At 60.0% G+C, this 15,911-nt stretch carries 10 protein-coding genes; 6 read left to right on the top strand and 4 right to left on the bottom strand.

All coding sequences use genetic code 11. The annotated features are described in order from the left end of the window. Nucleotides 1-123: 123 nt before the first annotated feature. Together pgk and SH292x_RS17890 are read left to right on the top strand one after the other, a co-directional pair. Nucleotides 124-1,509 (top strand): phosphoglycerate kinase, encoded by a 1,386-nt coding sequence (gene pgk / locus SH292x_RS17895; RefSeq protein WP_442482384.1) that lies wholly within the window; start codon nt 124-126, stop codon nt 1,507-1,509. A gap of 66 nt (nt 1,510-1,575) precedes the next feature. Further along, nucleotides 1,576-2,208, top strand: coding sequence for an exopolysaccharide biosynthesis protein (locus tag SH292x_RS17890; protein WP_442482383.1), 633 nt, complete (start codon nt 1,576-1,578; stop codon nt 2,206-2,208). Between the two features lie 88 nt (nt 2,209-2,296). On the opposite strand, the gene glmM is transcribed toward SH292x_RS17890, so the two are convergent. Beyond that, nucleotides 2,297-3,637, bottom strand: coding sequence for a phosphoglucosamine mutase (gene glmM, locus SH292x_RS17885; RefSeq protein WP_442482382.1), 1,341 nt, complete (start codon nt 3,635-3,637; stop codon nt 2,297-2,299). Nucleotides 3,638-3,692: 55 nt separating this feature from the next. Here glmM and SH292x_RS17880 point away from each other — a divergent pair, with 55 nt between their 5' ends. Next, nucleotides 3,693-4,799, top strand: coding sequence for an FAD:protein FMN transferase (locus SH292x_RS17880; protein ID WP_442482381.1), 1,107 nt, complete (start codon nt 3,693-3,695; stop codon nt 4,797-4,799). 81 nt (nt 4,800-4,880) lie between these two features. Here SH292x_RS17880 and SH292x_RS17875 read toward each other — a convergent pair whose 3' ends face one another. Together SH292x_RS17875 and SH292x_RS17870 are read right to left on the bottom strand one after the other, a co-directional pair. Then, entirely contained in the window at nt 4,881-5,288 is a 408-nt protein-coding gene (locus SH292x_RS17875; RefSeq protein WP_442482380.1) for a hypothetical protein, read from the bottom strand. A gap of 63 nt (nt 5,289-5,351) precedes the next feature. After that, nucleotides 5,352-6,947 (bottom strand): DUF1598 domain-containing protein, encoded by a 1,596-nt coding sequence (locus tag SH292x_RS17870; RefSeq protein ID WP_442482379.1) that lies wholly within the window; start codon nt 6,945-6,947, stop codon nt 5,352-5,354. 159 nt (nt 6,948-7,106) lie between these two features. Here SH292x_RS17870 and msrB point away from each other — a divergent pair, with 159 nt between their 5' ends. The 3 genes from msrB to SH292x_RS17855 all read left to right on the top strand — a co-directional run bounded on the left by msrB (nt 7,107) and on the right by SH292x_RS17855 (nt 10,663). Continuing rightward, nucleotides 7,107-7,805, top strand: a complete 699-nt coding sequence (gene msrB / locus SH292x_RS17865) for a peptide-methionine (R)-S-oxide reductase MsrB (RefSeq protein ID WP_442482378.1) — start codon at nt 7,107-7,109, stop codon at nt 7,803-7,805. A 129-nt stretch (nt 7,806-7,934) separates the two neighbouring features. Further along, nucleotides 7,935-9,131: a redoxin domain-containing protein gene (locus tag SH292x_RS17860; RefSeq protein ID WP_442482377.1), complete on the top strand. Its 1,197-nt coding sequence runs from the start codon at nt 7,935-7,937 to the stop codon at nt 9,129-9,131. A gap of 1,226 nt (nt 9,132-10,357) precedes the next feature. Next, nucleotides 10,358-10,663, top strand: a complete 306-nt coding sequence (locus SH292x_RS17855; protein WP_442482376.1) for an Hpt domain-containing protein — start codon at nt 10,358-10,360, stop codon at nt 10,661-10,663. Between the two features lie 1,579 nt (nt 10,664-12,242). On the opposite strand, the gene SH292x_RS17850 is transcribed toward SH292x_RS17855, so the two are convergent. Then, nucleotides 12,243-15,413, bottom strand: a complete 3,171-nt coding sequence (locus SH292x_RS17850; protein WP_442482375.1) for a hypothetical protein — start codon at nt 15,411-15,413, stop codon at nt 12,243-12,245. Between the last annotated feature and the right edge of the window lie 498 nt (nt 15,414-15,911).

The raw sequence follows: 15,911 nt of genomic DNA, 5'->3' as shown, positions 1-15,911 counted from the left end.
GCGCAACCGCGACAGGCGCGATACAATCCGTCCTAGCTATTTGCAGGCACCGCCCGAGCTACTACTAGCACGGGCGAGGTCGCCTAAACCAATACACGCCCAGGCTTTTGAGGAGTTTTACCGATGGCTGTCAGTCCCGCCGAAATGCAAGCATGGTGTGAGAAGTTGCTCGCCGGTCGCGCCGCCGCGCCCGACCTGACGCTCAACGACTACCTGGACGCCGTGCCGCGGCTCAGCTCGCTGTCGGACCTGCCTAGCGGAACCGTGGTGCTCGTGCGTGGCGACGTCGACGCCAAGCCAGGCGACGCCGTAGGCAAGGGCGACATTCGCCTGCGATCCATGGCCGACACCTTGAAGTTCGGTCAGCAGCACGGTTGGAAGCAAGTGATCTTTGGCCACGTTGGCCGCGAGCCCGAGAAAAGCCTCGACAAAGTGGCGAAGCGTATCGGCGAGATCCTTGGCTGCGACGTGCCCTTCATCAGCGACTGGCTCGACGAAGAGACGATGACCATCAAGCCCGAGGTCAAGCAGACCATCGACGCCGCGATGCCCGGCGCGGTGATCGTGCTGGAGAACACTCGCAAGTACAACATCGAGCGCGTGCTGTGGAAAGCCAAGCCGGAAGAGCTCGCAAAGCTTGCACCGAATCTGGCGAAGTTCGCCAACGAGCTCGCCGAGAAGGTCGGCAAGGTCTACGTCAACGAAGCGTTCAGCGCTGGCTCGCTCGATGCTTCGAGCGTCGCCGTCCCGGCGGCGATGGACCGCGTGGCCCTAGGCGACTACGCCGCTGGTGAGTTCGATGGCCCGATGCAGAAGTGCTTGAAGACGACGCTCGCGGTGTTCAGCGGCATCAAGATCGACAAGCTCGACGACATGGAAGCGATGATCTCCCGCGGTTCGATCAAGCAGATCTTCGCGTCCGGCAGCCTGGCGATGGCGATTCGCAAGGCGATTGGTCAGCTCGACGGCAAGCCCGTTTGCCTGGGTGCCGCCGAAGACCCGGCGAACAAGAGCGAGCCGTGGTACATCCCCGATGCCCGCGTGGCGCAGGCCAAGGAGATCGTCGCCGACGGTCGCCAGAAAGGCATCACCTTCACGGTGCCTTGCGATTCGGTGGTGGAAGATGGCTCGTCGAAGGACGAACTGTCGCCTAGCGATCAGCAGTTTGACATTGGCCCTAAGAGCGTGGCGAAGTTCCACGAGGGCGTGACCGAGTTCATCAAGAAACACGGAGCCGGAGCCGTGGCGTTCCACAACGGCGTGTTCGGCATGTTCGAAGACCCCCGCTTCGAAGCCGGTACCAAGGCCTGGATGCCCGAGCTCAAGCGGATGAAAGAAGCAGGTGTCGAGGTCTACGTCGGTGGCGGCGAGGGTGGCAAGGCCCTCGAAAAGTACGGTGAAGAAGACTGGGTCACCCACACCTTCACCGCCGGCGGCACCGTGCTTAACGCCCTCGGCAGCGAGCCCGTTCCGTACTTGGTGGCGCTTCGCCTTGCGGCGACGAAATAGTATCGCTTCGCGGCACACCAATTGCTTCAGGGGAAGTATTCGTTTCCCCACCCCTGGAGTACCGCGATGCCCGCCGCCGATGGATCGCCTGAAGGTCTGGAAGAAGTTGTCGACCAGCTGGAAGAAAAGGCCGAAGCCGAGGACGATACCGTCACCGTCCGCGAAGCCCTCGACGCCTTCGAGGGCCGCACGTTCGGTCCACTCCTGGTACTGCCAGCGCTGGTCGCGCTCACACCACCCGTTGGCATGATTCCGACCGTCCCCACCATCATGGGGGTGATCGTCGTGCTTATTGCTGGGCAGTATCTGGTCGGCCGCACCCACCCGTGGGTCCCCGATTTCATCGGCGAGCGAAGCGTTGAGCGCGAGAAGGTGCTCAAGGCGGTCGACAAAAGCCGACCATGGGCGAAGTGGGTGGATGGTTTCATCGGCAGGCGGCTTCAGGTGCTGGTGGAAGGACCCATGGAGTACGTCATCGCCGGGCTATGCGTCGTACTCGCATTCACATTGCCACCCGCCGAACTGCTTCCGGGGCTGGCGGCCGTGCCCGCTGCAGCGATCTTGTTCCTGGGCCTCGCCGTCACCTCACGCGATGGGCTGGTGGGGCTGGTTGGCATGATCGTCACGGCCGTGGGCGTGGGGTACTTGCTCTACAACTTGCCAACGCTGGCGTCGAAGGTTGCGGGGTTCTTCGGGTAAGCTTCTCACTTGTAGCAGGATTCGCAAGAATTCGGGCCGCCCTCCATCGCCGCCTGTACTCTTGCGAGCCCAGCAACTGGAAACCCTTTTACGCACTCATTACCCGCGCCGCCTCTTCACACAACTCCCGAGCCGCCACTTCCGTCGGTGCCTCGGCAATAATCCGAACAATCGGCTCCGTGTTACTCGCGCGAATTAGCATCCAGCAGTCGGACCAATCGAGCCGCAATCCATCGAGTCGATCCGCGGTTGCCGCCGAGAAGTGAGCCTCTAGTTTCTCGAGCGCCGCCGATACGGCTTCGTTCGGCACAACGACTTTCGACTTATGTATCGAGTAGCGGGGCAGGGCGTCGACGATCGTGCTCAGTGGCTTCTCTTGTTTCGCCATCGCGTCAAGCACCAGGGCCATACTCACCATGCTGTCCCGCACGCCGACCACCAGCGGGTGAATCACCCCGCCGTTGCCTTCGCCACCAATCACCGCGGCATGCGCGTTCATTGCGTCAACGACGTTCGCTTCACCCACTGCCGAGCGATAGAACGGCACGCCGTGCTTCTCGGCAAGATCCTCGGTCATGCGGCTCGTCGAGCAGTTGGTGACTACCGGCCCAGGAGTTTGCGCGAGGACATGATCGACCGCAATCGCCAGCGTGTATTCTTCGCCAACATAACGACCTCGCTCGTCGATCACCGCCAAGCGGTCGGCGTCGGGATCCTGGCAGAAGCCAACCGCGACGCCTTCTTTCGTGACTCGCTTGGAAACGTCGACTAGATTCTCAGCCGTGGGTTCGGGAGTGTGGACAAACTTACCACTTGGTTCCGCGCCCAGATGAACGACTTCGCAGCCAAGCTTGTCGAGCACGTAACGCCCCACCACCCCGCCAGCACCGTGGTTCGAGTCGAGCAGCACCTTGTACTGCTGCTTGCGAATGGTAGCAACATCCACCAGTGGCTCGATCAACTTCCAGTGCAGCTCCGCTGCGTCGGCGATCGCCTCGACGCAACCGATTTCGTTGTGCTTGGCCCATTGGATGTCGTTTGCCAGATAGCGCTCTTTGACGGCCTGCCCTCTCGCGGCGGGGATCACGCGGCCATCCTCGCCAAATAGTTTGATGCCGTTGTACTCGGCCGGATTGTGGCTCGCCGAGATCTGCACGCCGCCGACCGCGCCGTAGTGCTTCACCAAAATGCCCGTCGTCGGCGTGGCCTGCGGGCCGGCATGGAGTACGGTATGCCCCGTCGCAACCAGCGCCGCCCGCGCCGCCTCGCACAGCATCGGTCCGGTGGCGCGGCCATCGTACGACAGCACAATGGGTCCGCGTGGGAGACCCGACGCAAACGCCCCCAGGTACCGTGCCACGAGTTCGGGCGAAAGCGACTCGCCGATAATTCCACGCAGGCCGGAAACGCTGATGATCGGTTCGGACATGTCGACTTTCGAGAGGCGTGAGGACTTGTAGCGAGCGCGAGCTTATAATCGAAGCATGGAAGAACCCAGCACCTCGCACCGCCGCGATTTTCTCACGGGACGCTCCGCAGGCCAAGTGGCGGGGGACGCGCTCGTGCGAGCTGCTGGTCACTTGGCCGAGTTCGCCGACGCCCTGGCCCCCGCCGAGATAACGACCGGCGGCGAGAAGTCCGCAGGTTATGTCCTGACGCTTCGTCGCCGAGCGATGGCGTGCGACTTCGAAATCCGACTAAATGCCGATCGCGAGAACGAAAACACCCACACGGCCGCCGCGATGCGGGCACTCGATCTGGTGGAAGACCTCGAAGAGCAATTGACCGTTTATCGCGACACCAGCGAAGTGATGGACCTCAATCGGTCGGCTGCGGACGATTGGTTCGAAGTCGAATCGCGACTGTTCCAGATGCTCGAGCTCGGCGACAAAATCTACCGCGACACGGGCGCCGCGTTCGACATGACCGGCGGCCCACTATCGCGACTTTGGGGATTTGATCGGCGGCAGGGTCGCGTGCCGAGCGACGAGGAGATTGAACAAACCCTTGCGCACGTTGGCTGGAAGCACGTCGAGCTCGATCCCACACGCAATGCCGTTCGTTTCGCCAAGCGTGGCGTCGACATCAACCTCAACAGCATTGGCAAGGGCTACGCCATTGATCGCGAAGCGGAACTGCTGGTGGAAGAAGGAGTGACCGACTTTCTGCTGCACGGCGGACGCAGCACGCTGGTGGCCCGTGGCCGACGTACCGGCGAAGAGGGCTGGATCGTTCGATTGCGCCATCCTCTTAGGCCACAGCAAGTGATCGCCGAGTTTGTGTTGCATAACGAAGCGCTCTCGACATCAGGTTCCGCCACGCAGTCGTTCATGCTCGGCGGTCGGCGGTACGGCCACTTAATCGACCCCCGCACTGGCTGGCCCGCCGATGCGATGCACTCCGCCACAGTGCTCGCCCCCAGCGGTGCACTCGCCGACGCCCTGTCTACGGCCTTCTACGTGATGGGCGAAGAGGCCACCGCCAAGTACTGCGAAGCCCACCCCGACATCCGCGCCGTCTTGGTCCTCCCCGCCGAACAACCGGGTGAAGTACGACTGCGGACGTTCAACCTTGTGGAAGCATCTCCATAGCCCCGCCCAGCATGTGGGGTAAGCATCCTGCTTGCCACCCTACGCCCATCAAAAAACCGCAAGCTGGAAGCATACGCCACATTACGGCGTAGTGGCGCCACCGTGATAACGACGCAGCGTATCAATCAAGTACATCAGTTGATTGTCGTACGCCCTGAAGCAAGGTTCTCGTGGCACAATCCCGGAAAACTCTTCCCACGATTCATTGGCCAACGCGGCTGGATCCGCCTTGAAATCATAAGTCAAATGATCGAGCACCCCGTCCATGTCATCCCCAGGTCGAGCGTGGGACGCTAGGTCTTTCGGAGTTGGAGGCCACGCCCCATGATGCTGCTCGACGTAGGACTGCGTCGCGACAATGGCTTGAAGCATCGCATGCAGATGATACTCAGCGATAAGTGCCGTTCTAGCAGCACGGACGCCATACGAGACGGGCACCATGATCACACTGAAGACGGCGATAACGATCAGCCAATTGCGAGTAGACATGGTACGTATCTTGCCCCATAGCCCCGCCCAAGCCTGGGCGGGGTTCGGCTCCCATCCAGCCGTCTATTCCAAATCCCACCACCACTCCCCCGCCTCGATCTCCTCCGGCATTCGCTCGCGGTGGTAGTCGAGTTTCTCGCTCGGCTCGACTCGCTTTTGCAGCACGCCGGCGCTGTCGATCCACACGCCGCCACTCACGGCTGCGAGGATCTTTGTCTTGTCGACGAGCCGGTGATTCATGATCGTGTCGACTTCTTTCGGGGCGTGGTACTTTGGCAGCGGCAAGTGCTTGGCGTCAAGGAACAGCACGGGCTGCCAATTCGCGGTTGCATAGACATCGCCCGAATCGAGCAGCGCCGCCACGATCGCGAGGTCAAACAAATTGCGAAGCTCGCCATACACCGGGTACTTCGCCGCAAGAGCTTCGAATTCGCTCGTAAACTGGTGGGCGAACCCCTGCGTCGCGTCGTCCGATTTGCCCGTGTGGACTCGCTCGCCACGCTTGGTGAGAAGTTCGTTCTCGCTTAGCACGGCAACGCCCTGGCCGACGAGTTCGAACGCCGTCCCCGCTTCGTTCTGCGAAACGCCGGTGTAGTTGGTCGAAAACCACCAGCGGAGCACGTTGAGCGCGGGCTGCTGCTTCGCACGGGCAGCAGTATCGAGGTAGCTCTCGACTCCCACCACTCCATCGGCGAGGCCAATACCAACTTGCTTCATATGATGATCGGCCTTCACCAACACATGGGCAGCGTGCGTCTGCGGATCAAGCCCGAAGACTTCGATGTCTTGCCTACCGAGCGTACCGCGAAGTTCGTCGAGCCACACCTCGCGGGCTTTTCTGCCGGGCTTCAGTGGTGTTGTTGAAGTGCGGCCAAGGAATTCCTGCGTGGCAGCGAGATTGTCTTGCCGTGGTGTGATCGAGCAACCGAACGGCTTGTGGTTCTCTGCTCGCTCGCGGCGGAGCAGCGTGAGTAGATCATCGAGCCGAACGACAGGCGTCCCGTGCTCGACCGACACCAATCGATTCTCCGCATCGAGCTGCCAATCGCCAGCCGGACCCGCGATCACCACGTCGCCGAGTTCAGGATAAACGAACACGTACTCAATTCGCTCGAGTCCTGCGAGCACTAACATCGATTCGTCGAGCGGCTTGCGATCGACCATGCGTTGGTAGATCGTGGCCTCGAGTCGCGGCAGCGAAATGCAGCGAAGCTTGGCCGCGGTGCGTGGGTTCGTCGATTCGATTTTCTGAGGAACCGCTGGGGTGGAGAGCGAAGCTAGTTCGACCTTCGCCGTGGCGCGACTCTCGCGAAGCACTCCGGCCGGATCGACCCACACGCCGTTGGGGAAGGGGCGAATGTCAGCTTCAGGACCACCATTCTCCACCCATGTGTCGGGCTCGACGGTCGAAATGATGAGATCCATCAGCGAGTCGAAGTCGGCCTGGGCCGCGCCCCCTTGGAACCCCTGATTGACCCCCTGCTGTCCCTGACCGGCGACCTGTCCCGGTCCCCGCTGCCCGCCCGGTGGTAAGAAGTTGCCGCCCGGGTCATTGAGCATCGGAATGAACGCGTTGCCCTGACCAAACACGGGAGCTACGAGCAGCGCTGAAACCGCCATCAACGAGAACAGGCCGACTACCCATTGGCTGCGTGCCATGGTTGGACTCCAGTTCGGAGGAGAGGAACGACCGCCGAGAATTGCAATGCGACTGTTTCGCAGGGGGCAGCCCGTATTATTCCCGGTTGCTTGCCTCGGTGCCATCCGTGCCTAAGATAAAGGAGGATTCCGGCCACAATTCTGTTACAATCAAACGCCATGAACGTCACCCTATTCCTGCTGCCCGTGCTGGTCGCGCTCGCCGGTTGCGAAGTGAGCGCCGACCAGCCTGACAACTCCAAGACTCCCGTTGCCGCCAGCGAGGATGCTGCCATGCCCGACTCCAAAAACGACACTACTGCGCAGGCCAAGGACGAATCTGCGGAAAAGGAAATTCCCAAAGTCGAGAAGACAGAAGCCGAGTGGCGGAAGGAGCTGACCCGCGAGGAGTACCAAATCCTTCGCGAGAAAGGGACCGAGCGAGCGTTTACGGGCAAGTACGACCACACGTTCAAGCCCGGCGCCTACGCTTGCGCGGGTTGCGGCATGCTGCTGTTTGAGTCGGACACCAAGTTCAACAGCGGTTGCGGTTGGCCGGCATTCTACGCTGCCAAGGCGGGTAATCGCGTGGTCCAAACCCCTGATTATTCGCTAGGTATGGTCCGCGTCGAAGTCACCTGCGCTCGCTGCGGCGGGCACCTGGGTCACGTATTCGACGATGCTCCTGGCACGCCTACAGGCCAGCGGTACTGCATTAACAGTGTTTCGCTGAAGTTCATCCCCGAAGCCAAACTGCCCGAGGAAGAGAAGCTCGACGCCAAGCGGGTCGCCGGCGAACCGGAAGAGGAGACGCCCGCCAAGCCGGAAGTCGATGCGAAGCCTGCCGCCAAGGCCGAGGCGGTATCAGAGAAGGAGTAGGCCGAACCGGGCGAAAACGGGGGAAATCGAAGGAAGAAGGTCGCGGAAGTAGTTTGACTCGCCATTCCGGGGCGCGTTAAGATATCCATCCCTCCCAACCCTCCCCTTCCTTGTTTTCCGGAGCCTCTCGTGGTTCGATCCCCACTCACGTTGCTGCTGTTGTCGGGCGTGCTCGCCCTTTCGCCCTTCGCTCACGCCGCCGACGCTGCGAAGGAAGCGCCCGCTGAAGAAGCCAAGGAAATGACCATCGGCTCGGTGGCTCCTCCCATCGACATCGAACACTGGATGAGCACCGGCGACGGCAAGTTCCAAGCGTTCAACGAGTTCGAACCTGGCAAGGTCTATGTCGTTGAGTTCTGGGCCACTTGGTGCGGTCCGTGCATCATGAGCATGCCCCACTTGGTGGATTTGCAAAAGCGTTTTGGAGATCAGGGTGTCACCATCGTCAGCGTGAGCGACGAGCCGCTCGAAACCGTCGAAGGTTTCCTGAAGCGTGACGTCATGCAGCAGGGTGGCGAGGCGGAGGCCGCCGAAGGCGAAGCCAAACCGACCTACGCCGAACTCACCAGCGCCTACTGCCTGACCACCGACCCCGACGAGTCGGTGAAGAAGGACTACTTCCAAGCAGCTGGCCAGAGCGGTATTCCCTGTGCCTTCGTCGTCGGTAAGGACGGCAAGATCGAGTGGATCGGCCACCCCATGGGAATGGACGAGGCTCTCGAAGCCGTAGTCGCCGGCACCTGGGACCGTGAGGCATTCGCCACGGAGTTCAAGCAAACTCAGATGGTCGGCAAGCTTGCCAACAACGCCGTCCGTGCGGCACGCGATGGCGACTACGCAAAGTTCGATGAGCTCGTTAAAGAGCTTGAGAGCCTCGAAGTCAACGAAGAGATGGCCGAGCAGATCAAGCGCAATGTGGCTCAACTCAAGAACATGGCGCTCGCTTCCATGTTCACCAATGATCCCGAGCGTGCCATTGCCGAGCTAAAGGCCCGTGGGTCGGATTTAGGCCCGCAGGAACTGGTTAGCTTGGGACTTCAGATCGCTCAGATGAAGAGTCGCGGAGCAGAAATTAGCCCCGAACTAACGGCTACCGTCACCAAGATGCTCGAAGACGCGGCTGGCGAGACACCCGATGCCATTTCGCAGTTCGCGCTCGGCCAGCTCGCTTATGCTGGCGGTGACGTGGACAAGGCCATCACCTACTTGCAGGCGGCTAGCGCCAGCGAAGGTATCGATCCGCGCATGAAGCCGATGATCGAGCAGACTATCAAGAAGTGGGAAGAAGAAAAGGCCAGCGCCGCTGAGGCACCTGCCGAGAATTAAGCACCCGCTTCGAAGTGTTGAACTACATCGCTTCCGATGAAGTTCAAGGCCGAAACAGAAAACCACCGCCGGACCTTGGCAGGGGCCGACGGTGGTTTTTCTATTTTAATCTCATCGAGCACTTGGCTCGGCGAGCATCTTACAACTAGTTGCAACCGCAGCCAGCAGCTTCAATGCCGCAGCTCGGCTCGCAACCGCAGCTCACTTCGCAACCACAACCGTGGTGACGGTGAAACAGGCCACGGAGCTTGCCAAGAACGCAGCAGCGGGGCTTGGCGCAAGGATCGCAGCACGAGGCTTCGCAACCGCAGGTCGGCTCAGCACAGCAGCTGGGCTCGGCAGCGCAGGTCGGCTCAGCAGCGCAGCAAGTGGGCTCAGCGGCACAGCAGGTCGGCTCGCAGCAGCTCACTTCGCAACCACAACCACAGCCGTGGTTACGGAACTTCGAGAACAGACGGCTCAAGCAGCAGCCACGACGGGCGCTGCAGCAGTCCATCTCGCATCCGCAAGTGGGCTCAGCAACACAGCACGAAGGCTCACAACCACAGGTCGGCTCGCAACACCCACGACCGAACCGCCCAAAGGCGTCGGCGTTCGGGGCGCTGGAGAGCACGAGGGCAACGCCGAACAACAGCGAAGCCAAAACGGCACGGCTCTTCATCTTAAACACTCCTCAAAAATACACGGGGGAGGGGGATACACTCGCTTCTGGGGCGAGCGACGATTCCGCCAGCCTGGCTCGGAGCAGCGAACCACAGTGCACCGCATATGCGTCTGGTGCCAACTCGGTCGCCGTATTGCTCGGCCTCTAGGGGGCGTGGACCGTCACTCAGTCCACCAGCGATATCGACTACCCAAGCTGTCATCCCTAGCTAGTCCGCATAAATTCCGCCGATTACCCAATCCGTGCTAGCAACTTTGTCGGTTAGTGGGGTCGTGCGCTCGCCTGGTTCCGGTGGTGACGGTTGCGGGATGGGGATAGGAGTTCCCCTGACTCCCGCTGCTGTCCCAAGTTGCTCAGCCTGCCCCGATCAGATTCCATATTTAACCAAACTCCTTACCCAAGCTTCCATAAAAGTGAACTTCCCGCTGGCGAGTGAATTTTCTACTCTCGCCGCACGATCGAATTAACAGGGGCAGCTTCGATCGAGCGGAGTCGCACACGGCTTCGCACAGATGCTAGCCTGCCCAACACTAACTTCAGAGTTACGAGATACGAGGACGTGATGATTCAGGAACCTGTCCATTCGAGCCTGCGTCGCAACGAGTTCGCCGATCTGGTGGACCTGTTCGTCAGCGAACTTCCCTTGCGGATGTCGGTGATCGAGCAGCTGATGTCGACCGGAGATCGCGAAGGACTGTGCCGTGCTGCCCACCAGCTGAAGAGCTCGGCGGGAGGCTATGGCTACGGCGACCTGTGCCTGTACGCGGGCCGCGTCGAAGCCCTCTGCCGCGATCGTCGCACTAGCGACGAGCAACTCGAAGGAGCCGTGGACGAACTGAGCGACCAAGCCAGCCGCGTCCGCGCCTAAGCCACTGCCCGCCGGGCAGTCATGAAATTTCGCGACCAATGACCAATGGCTTGTGTTGGTCATTGGTCGCGTCGTTTTCACTCGTCCGCCCCGCGAATAAAGTCCCACTTTCGTGACTTTTTCATTGGGTGCGACTTTACTCTTTGGCGGCATTTGGCCGGGCATCCAAAAGTGTCGTGTTTTCTTGCGTGAAATCATCGTCGGCTCGTCCGGTGAGTTGGAGTAATGTCGCAGGGGTAACCCGCAGGTGCGACTTTACTAAAGGGGAAGGCGCGTAGGCCGTATCAAGCTCTGCACCGCGTGCGGCGCTTAACGAGTTGGGGCGTCGATACCTCTCCATGGTGCGCCTAGTTGGCAAAGCGGTTTTCCTTTCTCACGCCAAGGCGCAAAGACGCGAATCGGTTAGCTCCGAAGGAGCGCGCTTGGATAGGCCAGGGCGCAGCCCTGGTTAGGGTGTTGATATAGGTTGGTAGCTCCGAAAGAGCGCGCTAACTCACGCAGGCGCGCTAAGGTAGCGCGTCCCTTCGGGACTAAGGTCGTTATTGGCCACGAGTTCCCAGGACTTCGTCCTGGGCTGTCGAAGCGCGCCACTTCGTGGCTACGGGATTAGAGGTGCGAGTGGTTGAGTATTCGCGATTGGATTCAGCGTGAAGCGCCGCACGCGGCGCAGGCTTGATACGGCCTACGGCCAATGGCTTATAGCCCACAGCACTTTAAAAAAGTGACGGGATCCCGTCGGGCGGCTGGGTATTCGCTAGTTGCTTGCTCAGTTTCACGTGTGTCAGTCTGGGCAACGAGTTCCTACACAGCGGGCGCGCAATTCGAGACAGCCTTACATGAACTGGTAAGGTCCAAGGTGCTGATCGGCCAAACCATCCCGCCCGCGATACGTATCGCGTCCGGTTGGGTCCCCTCGACGAAGGTGGTCCGCTGTCTCGAAGCACAACTGCCTCTCCCCGCACGCCCAGCGCGTACAACGAACGGGGTGTATTGTAACGTATGTACACGCACTTGTCAATGGCCAATGTGTACGCGTGGACATTTTGTGGGAAATAGTTGTTGGCCGGGACAGCTGCGAGCTACAGGCCCCTGTGTCATCCTGAAGGAGCCTTAGCGACTGAAGGATCTCATCCGCCATTGGGAAAGTATTCACAGGGGCGAGATTCTTCGGGTCGTGCTACTCCCCTCAGAATGACATGCGCTTAAAGCTCCCTCGCTCTTTGGGTTCGCTGTCGCCCCTCCGGGGCTTTTGATGCGCGTTGGCGCGTGGTCCTGTGGCTTGCGCCACAGGCTATGCGCTGTCGCCGCTCCGCGGCTGAGTTCAGGTTCGCCGCCTGCAGTGGGGCCGGTGCTAGAACGCGGCGCGACCTCTTGTGCTGCGCACACGGACACGCGGCCGTGCTGAATTAGCGAAATGGTTGCGTCTGTCGCGGCCGAGTGTCCGTGCCACCCCATGAGTGCCTTGTTCCAACGCTCCTGCGTGGGAACACCAGGGGCGACCGCTCTGCGGTCCTTCGTCGGCGAAGGCCGCGGAGCGGCCGGGCATGCATTCCCACGCCGAGCGTGCGAACGAGAGTAATTAACGCTTCGCGCGGCGAGCGAGTAGGGGCAAGAAGGCGAGAGCTAAGAGCACTGCGGTGGGTTCGGGGACAGCGGCGGGCCCATTCGCTTCCGGGGCGGGATCGTTCGCCGAGCGGCCGAAGTTTTGTTTCCACAGGTCGTAGTCGCTGGCCGAGTGGGTGTCGCCGAGGCCGTCTCGCCAGACGGTGTAGTCGGCGAGGTTCACGAATCCATCGCCATTGAAGTCGCCGGCGAGATTGGGCGGCGTGAGTCCAATGACGGTGGCCATGACCATGGTCGGCAGGTAATCGATCTGCCAGTCGAGCCCGGCGGCGAGCGCTGGCAAGCCCTCGATCGTGTCGAACACTCCGGTAATCTCTTTAGCAGTGAGCACCACGAGTTCGTCGCCGAGCGCGGGGATGAGTTCGGGGGCGAAGTTGAAATCAAGCGTGCCGGCGAGCGAGGCGAAGCCGCCGGAGGTGCTCCTGATCTGCTCGATCTTCAGTTGGTCGAATTCTCCGGCTGCAAATCCGGTGACGTCGATTTCGAGAATGCCGGTTGCCGACTGTATGTAGTTGCCACGGATTTCAAGGTCGCCAATCGTGGTGCCGGGAGCGACGAGGCCTTGGTTGGTGAGGATGGATTGGTTGGAAGTGGTGGTGCCGTTGCCTTCAATGCGTCCCCCACCGCGGATCGTCGCCCCTGAGTTATTCACGAGATTCGCTTGAGCAAGAGTGAGCATACCTTCGGCAAGTATACTACTTCCCACTCGATTCTCGATCTGCTGGACGCCGGTGATGGCGAGAATACCAGTAGGACTGATGTCGAACTTACCGTCGTTCTCAAAGCTGGGCTGAGAAAGTGTTAGATTAAGCCTATTGGCGCCCACGGTGCGGAGGATTCCCTGCTGCCGGAGGTATCCAGAGTTGGAGCCAGATGTCTGGACATCAAGGGTCCCGGTGTCGGCTTGAATGGTGCCTTGATTGATGATAGTGCTGGATGGGGAATAGATCCTTCCGTGAGTGCGTATGGTGTGTCCCGATCCATTTATGAGCGTCGGCTGCGCGACGAGATTGGGGAGCTGCAAGGATTGACCGTTGAGGCGAAGTTCACCAGTACCAGACAATTGGAGTAGCGCGCCGAACTGCTGGACCGTGTAAGCTCCGAACGACACAACTCCGTCATTTCGGATGGTTCCCCCCATCGATGCACTTCCGAGAGCAATGTGGCCTTGGTTATGGACGTTTTCCAGCGCTGCCGGTCCTCCAGGGCCCAAGCCACGGACGGAGACTGTTCCACTAAAAGGCTCGGTGCCGGACCCCACTGCTGATACTACTTTACCGCCAGAGAGTCGGAACGTGGACACGGTAGCATTCGAGTCTACTCGCACCTCCGCGAGGCCGTTAAGCCCGCTCGAAACGATCGAGTTAAAACTGAGAGTGGAATTGGGTTCCGCGTGGATGAGGCCTGCATTCGAAACCCAATAGCCAAGATTGGAGGTCTTTCCCGTGGACGCGATGATCTCGCCCTGATTCTCTATGTTGATTGACGAAGACGCGCCGCCGACGGTATGCAATCGTAGGGTAGTGTCGACCAGAGTGAGAGTGCAATGAGTGTTGGTCGACGCCCCGTTTTCCAGTGCAATACTACCGCCATTTTCTCCGAGGTGAACTTCTCCACCGACGAATTCAACACTGGAATCCATGTATAACTTTTGCAGTCGTAACAGCCCGTCGATCTCGAAGCGACCACTAAGTGACGCCTCGGAAGCTAACGACCCAATTTCGCCTTCCATCCTCAGGTTAGATAGAGCAGCCCTTGTGACGAGGGTTATAGTTGCGTCGGGAATACTAGAGCCGGCTTCTGACGCGTGTGCCCGAAGTATACCACCAGTAATGCTCCCAGCCACCAGGTGAATTGTTCCTCCGGGCAGTGCTTCGATCACTCCTGACGTGGGCCCCTGATCATTGACGATTTGCGCCTGGTTTAACTTTAGTATGTTTCCCTTAGTTGAACGAAGCGTCCCGGCGTTAAGCACTTTGCCCCGTTCTAGCACGAGAGTCCGCTCGATTGGCGACGTCGATTCGTCCTCACCGTAGCCGACTTCAATACTAGCGCGATTGTCGAGAGTTCGGTTAAGTAGACTCAGTGTGCCACTGCCGCGGATGGTATTGTCCAGATTTCGAAGAACCGCGGACGCCGGTGCCTGGTTGTTCAAAAAGGACAGGAGAGGGGCGCTTGCACCGCCTGTCGGAAGCCCAAGTTGCAGAACGCCACCGCCCGAAAGCTCGACGGATTCATCCGCTATGATGAAGTCCGACGAAGAAGATAGTTTGCCATCGTTCTTGATGCTCCCCGACAGAAAGATCGATTGGCCTGATACTGTGCCCAGTAATTGGACGTTCTTCAGGCCTGCGTTCAGCAAAGAGATGGTTCCGCTTCCAGAGTCATCGGATAATGCGGCAATCGTTCCGCCCTCCACGAGGACTCTCTCAAGCGTTACAAAGGATAGCGGAGCCGCCTCGATGCGGGCATTGGCAGTTGGCTGATAGACGGTGAAGGTCGGACTTGTCGCTTTGAGATAGAGGTGACCACCGTCGATCGCTCGCAATTGCCCCTCGTTGGTGATCTGACTGATTTCGGTGGAGATTATTTGATTAATTTCCAGCGTTCTGGAGGGGGTGTCGGCTACGATCGACCCTTGATTGAGAAACGGGCCTCGTTGGCGCATGGTGCCTGCGCCATGAATCACTCCTTGGTTCCACCAATACGAAGGGATGGTGAGGTTCGATTCTATTCTCGCACTTGATTCGAGCTTGAGCTCTCCCGTGCTTGCTACCTGCATGACTCCGTTGGTGTAGAGGACAGATTGCGGAACAACATTTACCCTCCCACCTAACTCGAAGTTGCGCGTTTGGAAGGTTGAGTTCGAAATTGTCAGGAAATCGCCATCTTGAACTTGTAGCGAGGCAACGCTCCTCCCTCCGCCAACACTAGTCGAACTCGACTTCTCGGAATCGTTATCAATGATCACCACGTCCGAATACGTCGGCACCGCCCCCGTCGACCAGTTCGCCGGGTCCGACCAACTGCCGTTCTCCGGTCCGATCCAAATAGCGGTGGCGGCGTGCGTCGCGGTGGGGGCGAGCGCGAGCGTGGCGACGAGCAGGGCGAGGGGGAGTCGGTTCACTTGGCGGGGCACCTTGGGGGTGTTTTCGCAGAGGTTCGGGGTAAGGGGTTTATTGTAGTCGGGGGCTCGAATTGGGGGTATTAGTGGTTTTGGGGAAGGGAGGGCGAGCCGGGGCGTCCTCGCCCCCGGAAAGCGTGTAGATGGCGGAGCGGGGCCATTCAGTTAGTTTCCGGGGGCGGGGACGCCCCGGCTCGCCTTTCGGGTCGTTCCGACAGGAGTGGAGCGACTGAGGGAATCTGGTGTGCGGAGGAGGGGTAGGTGGCGACTTTGGGGAGATCGAAGTTCGAGGCTTGAGAAGTGGCTAAGTGTTTTGAGCTCCGGGCTAGAATTCTCGGTCGCGGCTTTAATCTGGAGACGGGGCCGGTCGGAATGACACAACGAGCAAGCGTAGCGATCGGCTTGAGTTTCCGGGGGCGAGGACGCCCCGGCTCGCCTAAGAAGAAAAGCGCTGAGTCCACTCGCGGGGCTGGCCCCCTCACCCTAGCCCTCTCCCCCAAA

The organism is Aeoliella fuhlenseeensis, assembly GCF_052161615.1.
Taxonomy (GTDB): Bacteria; Planctomycetota; Planctomycetia; order Pirellulales; family Lacipirellulaceae; genus Aeoliella.
This window is presented reverse-complemented; position numbering and strand designations above follow the sequence as displayed.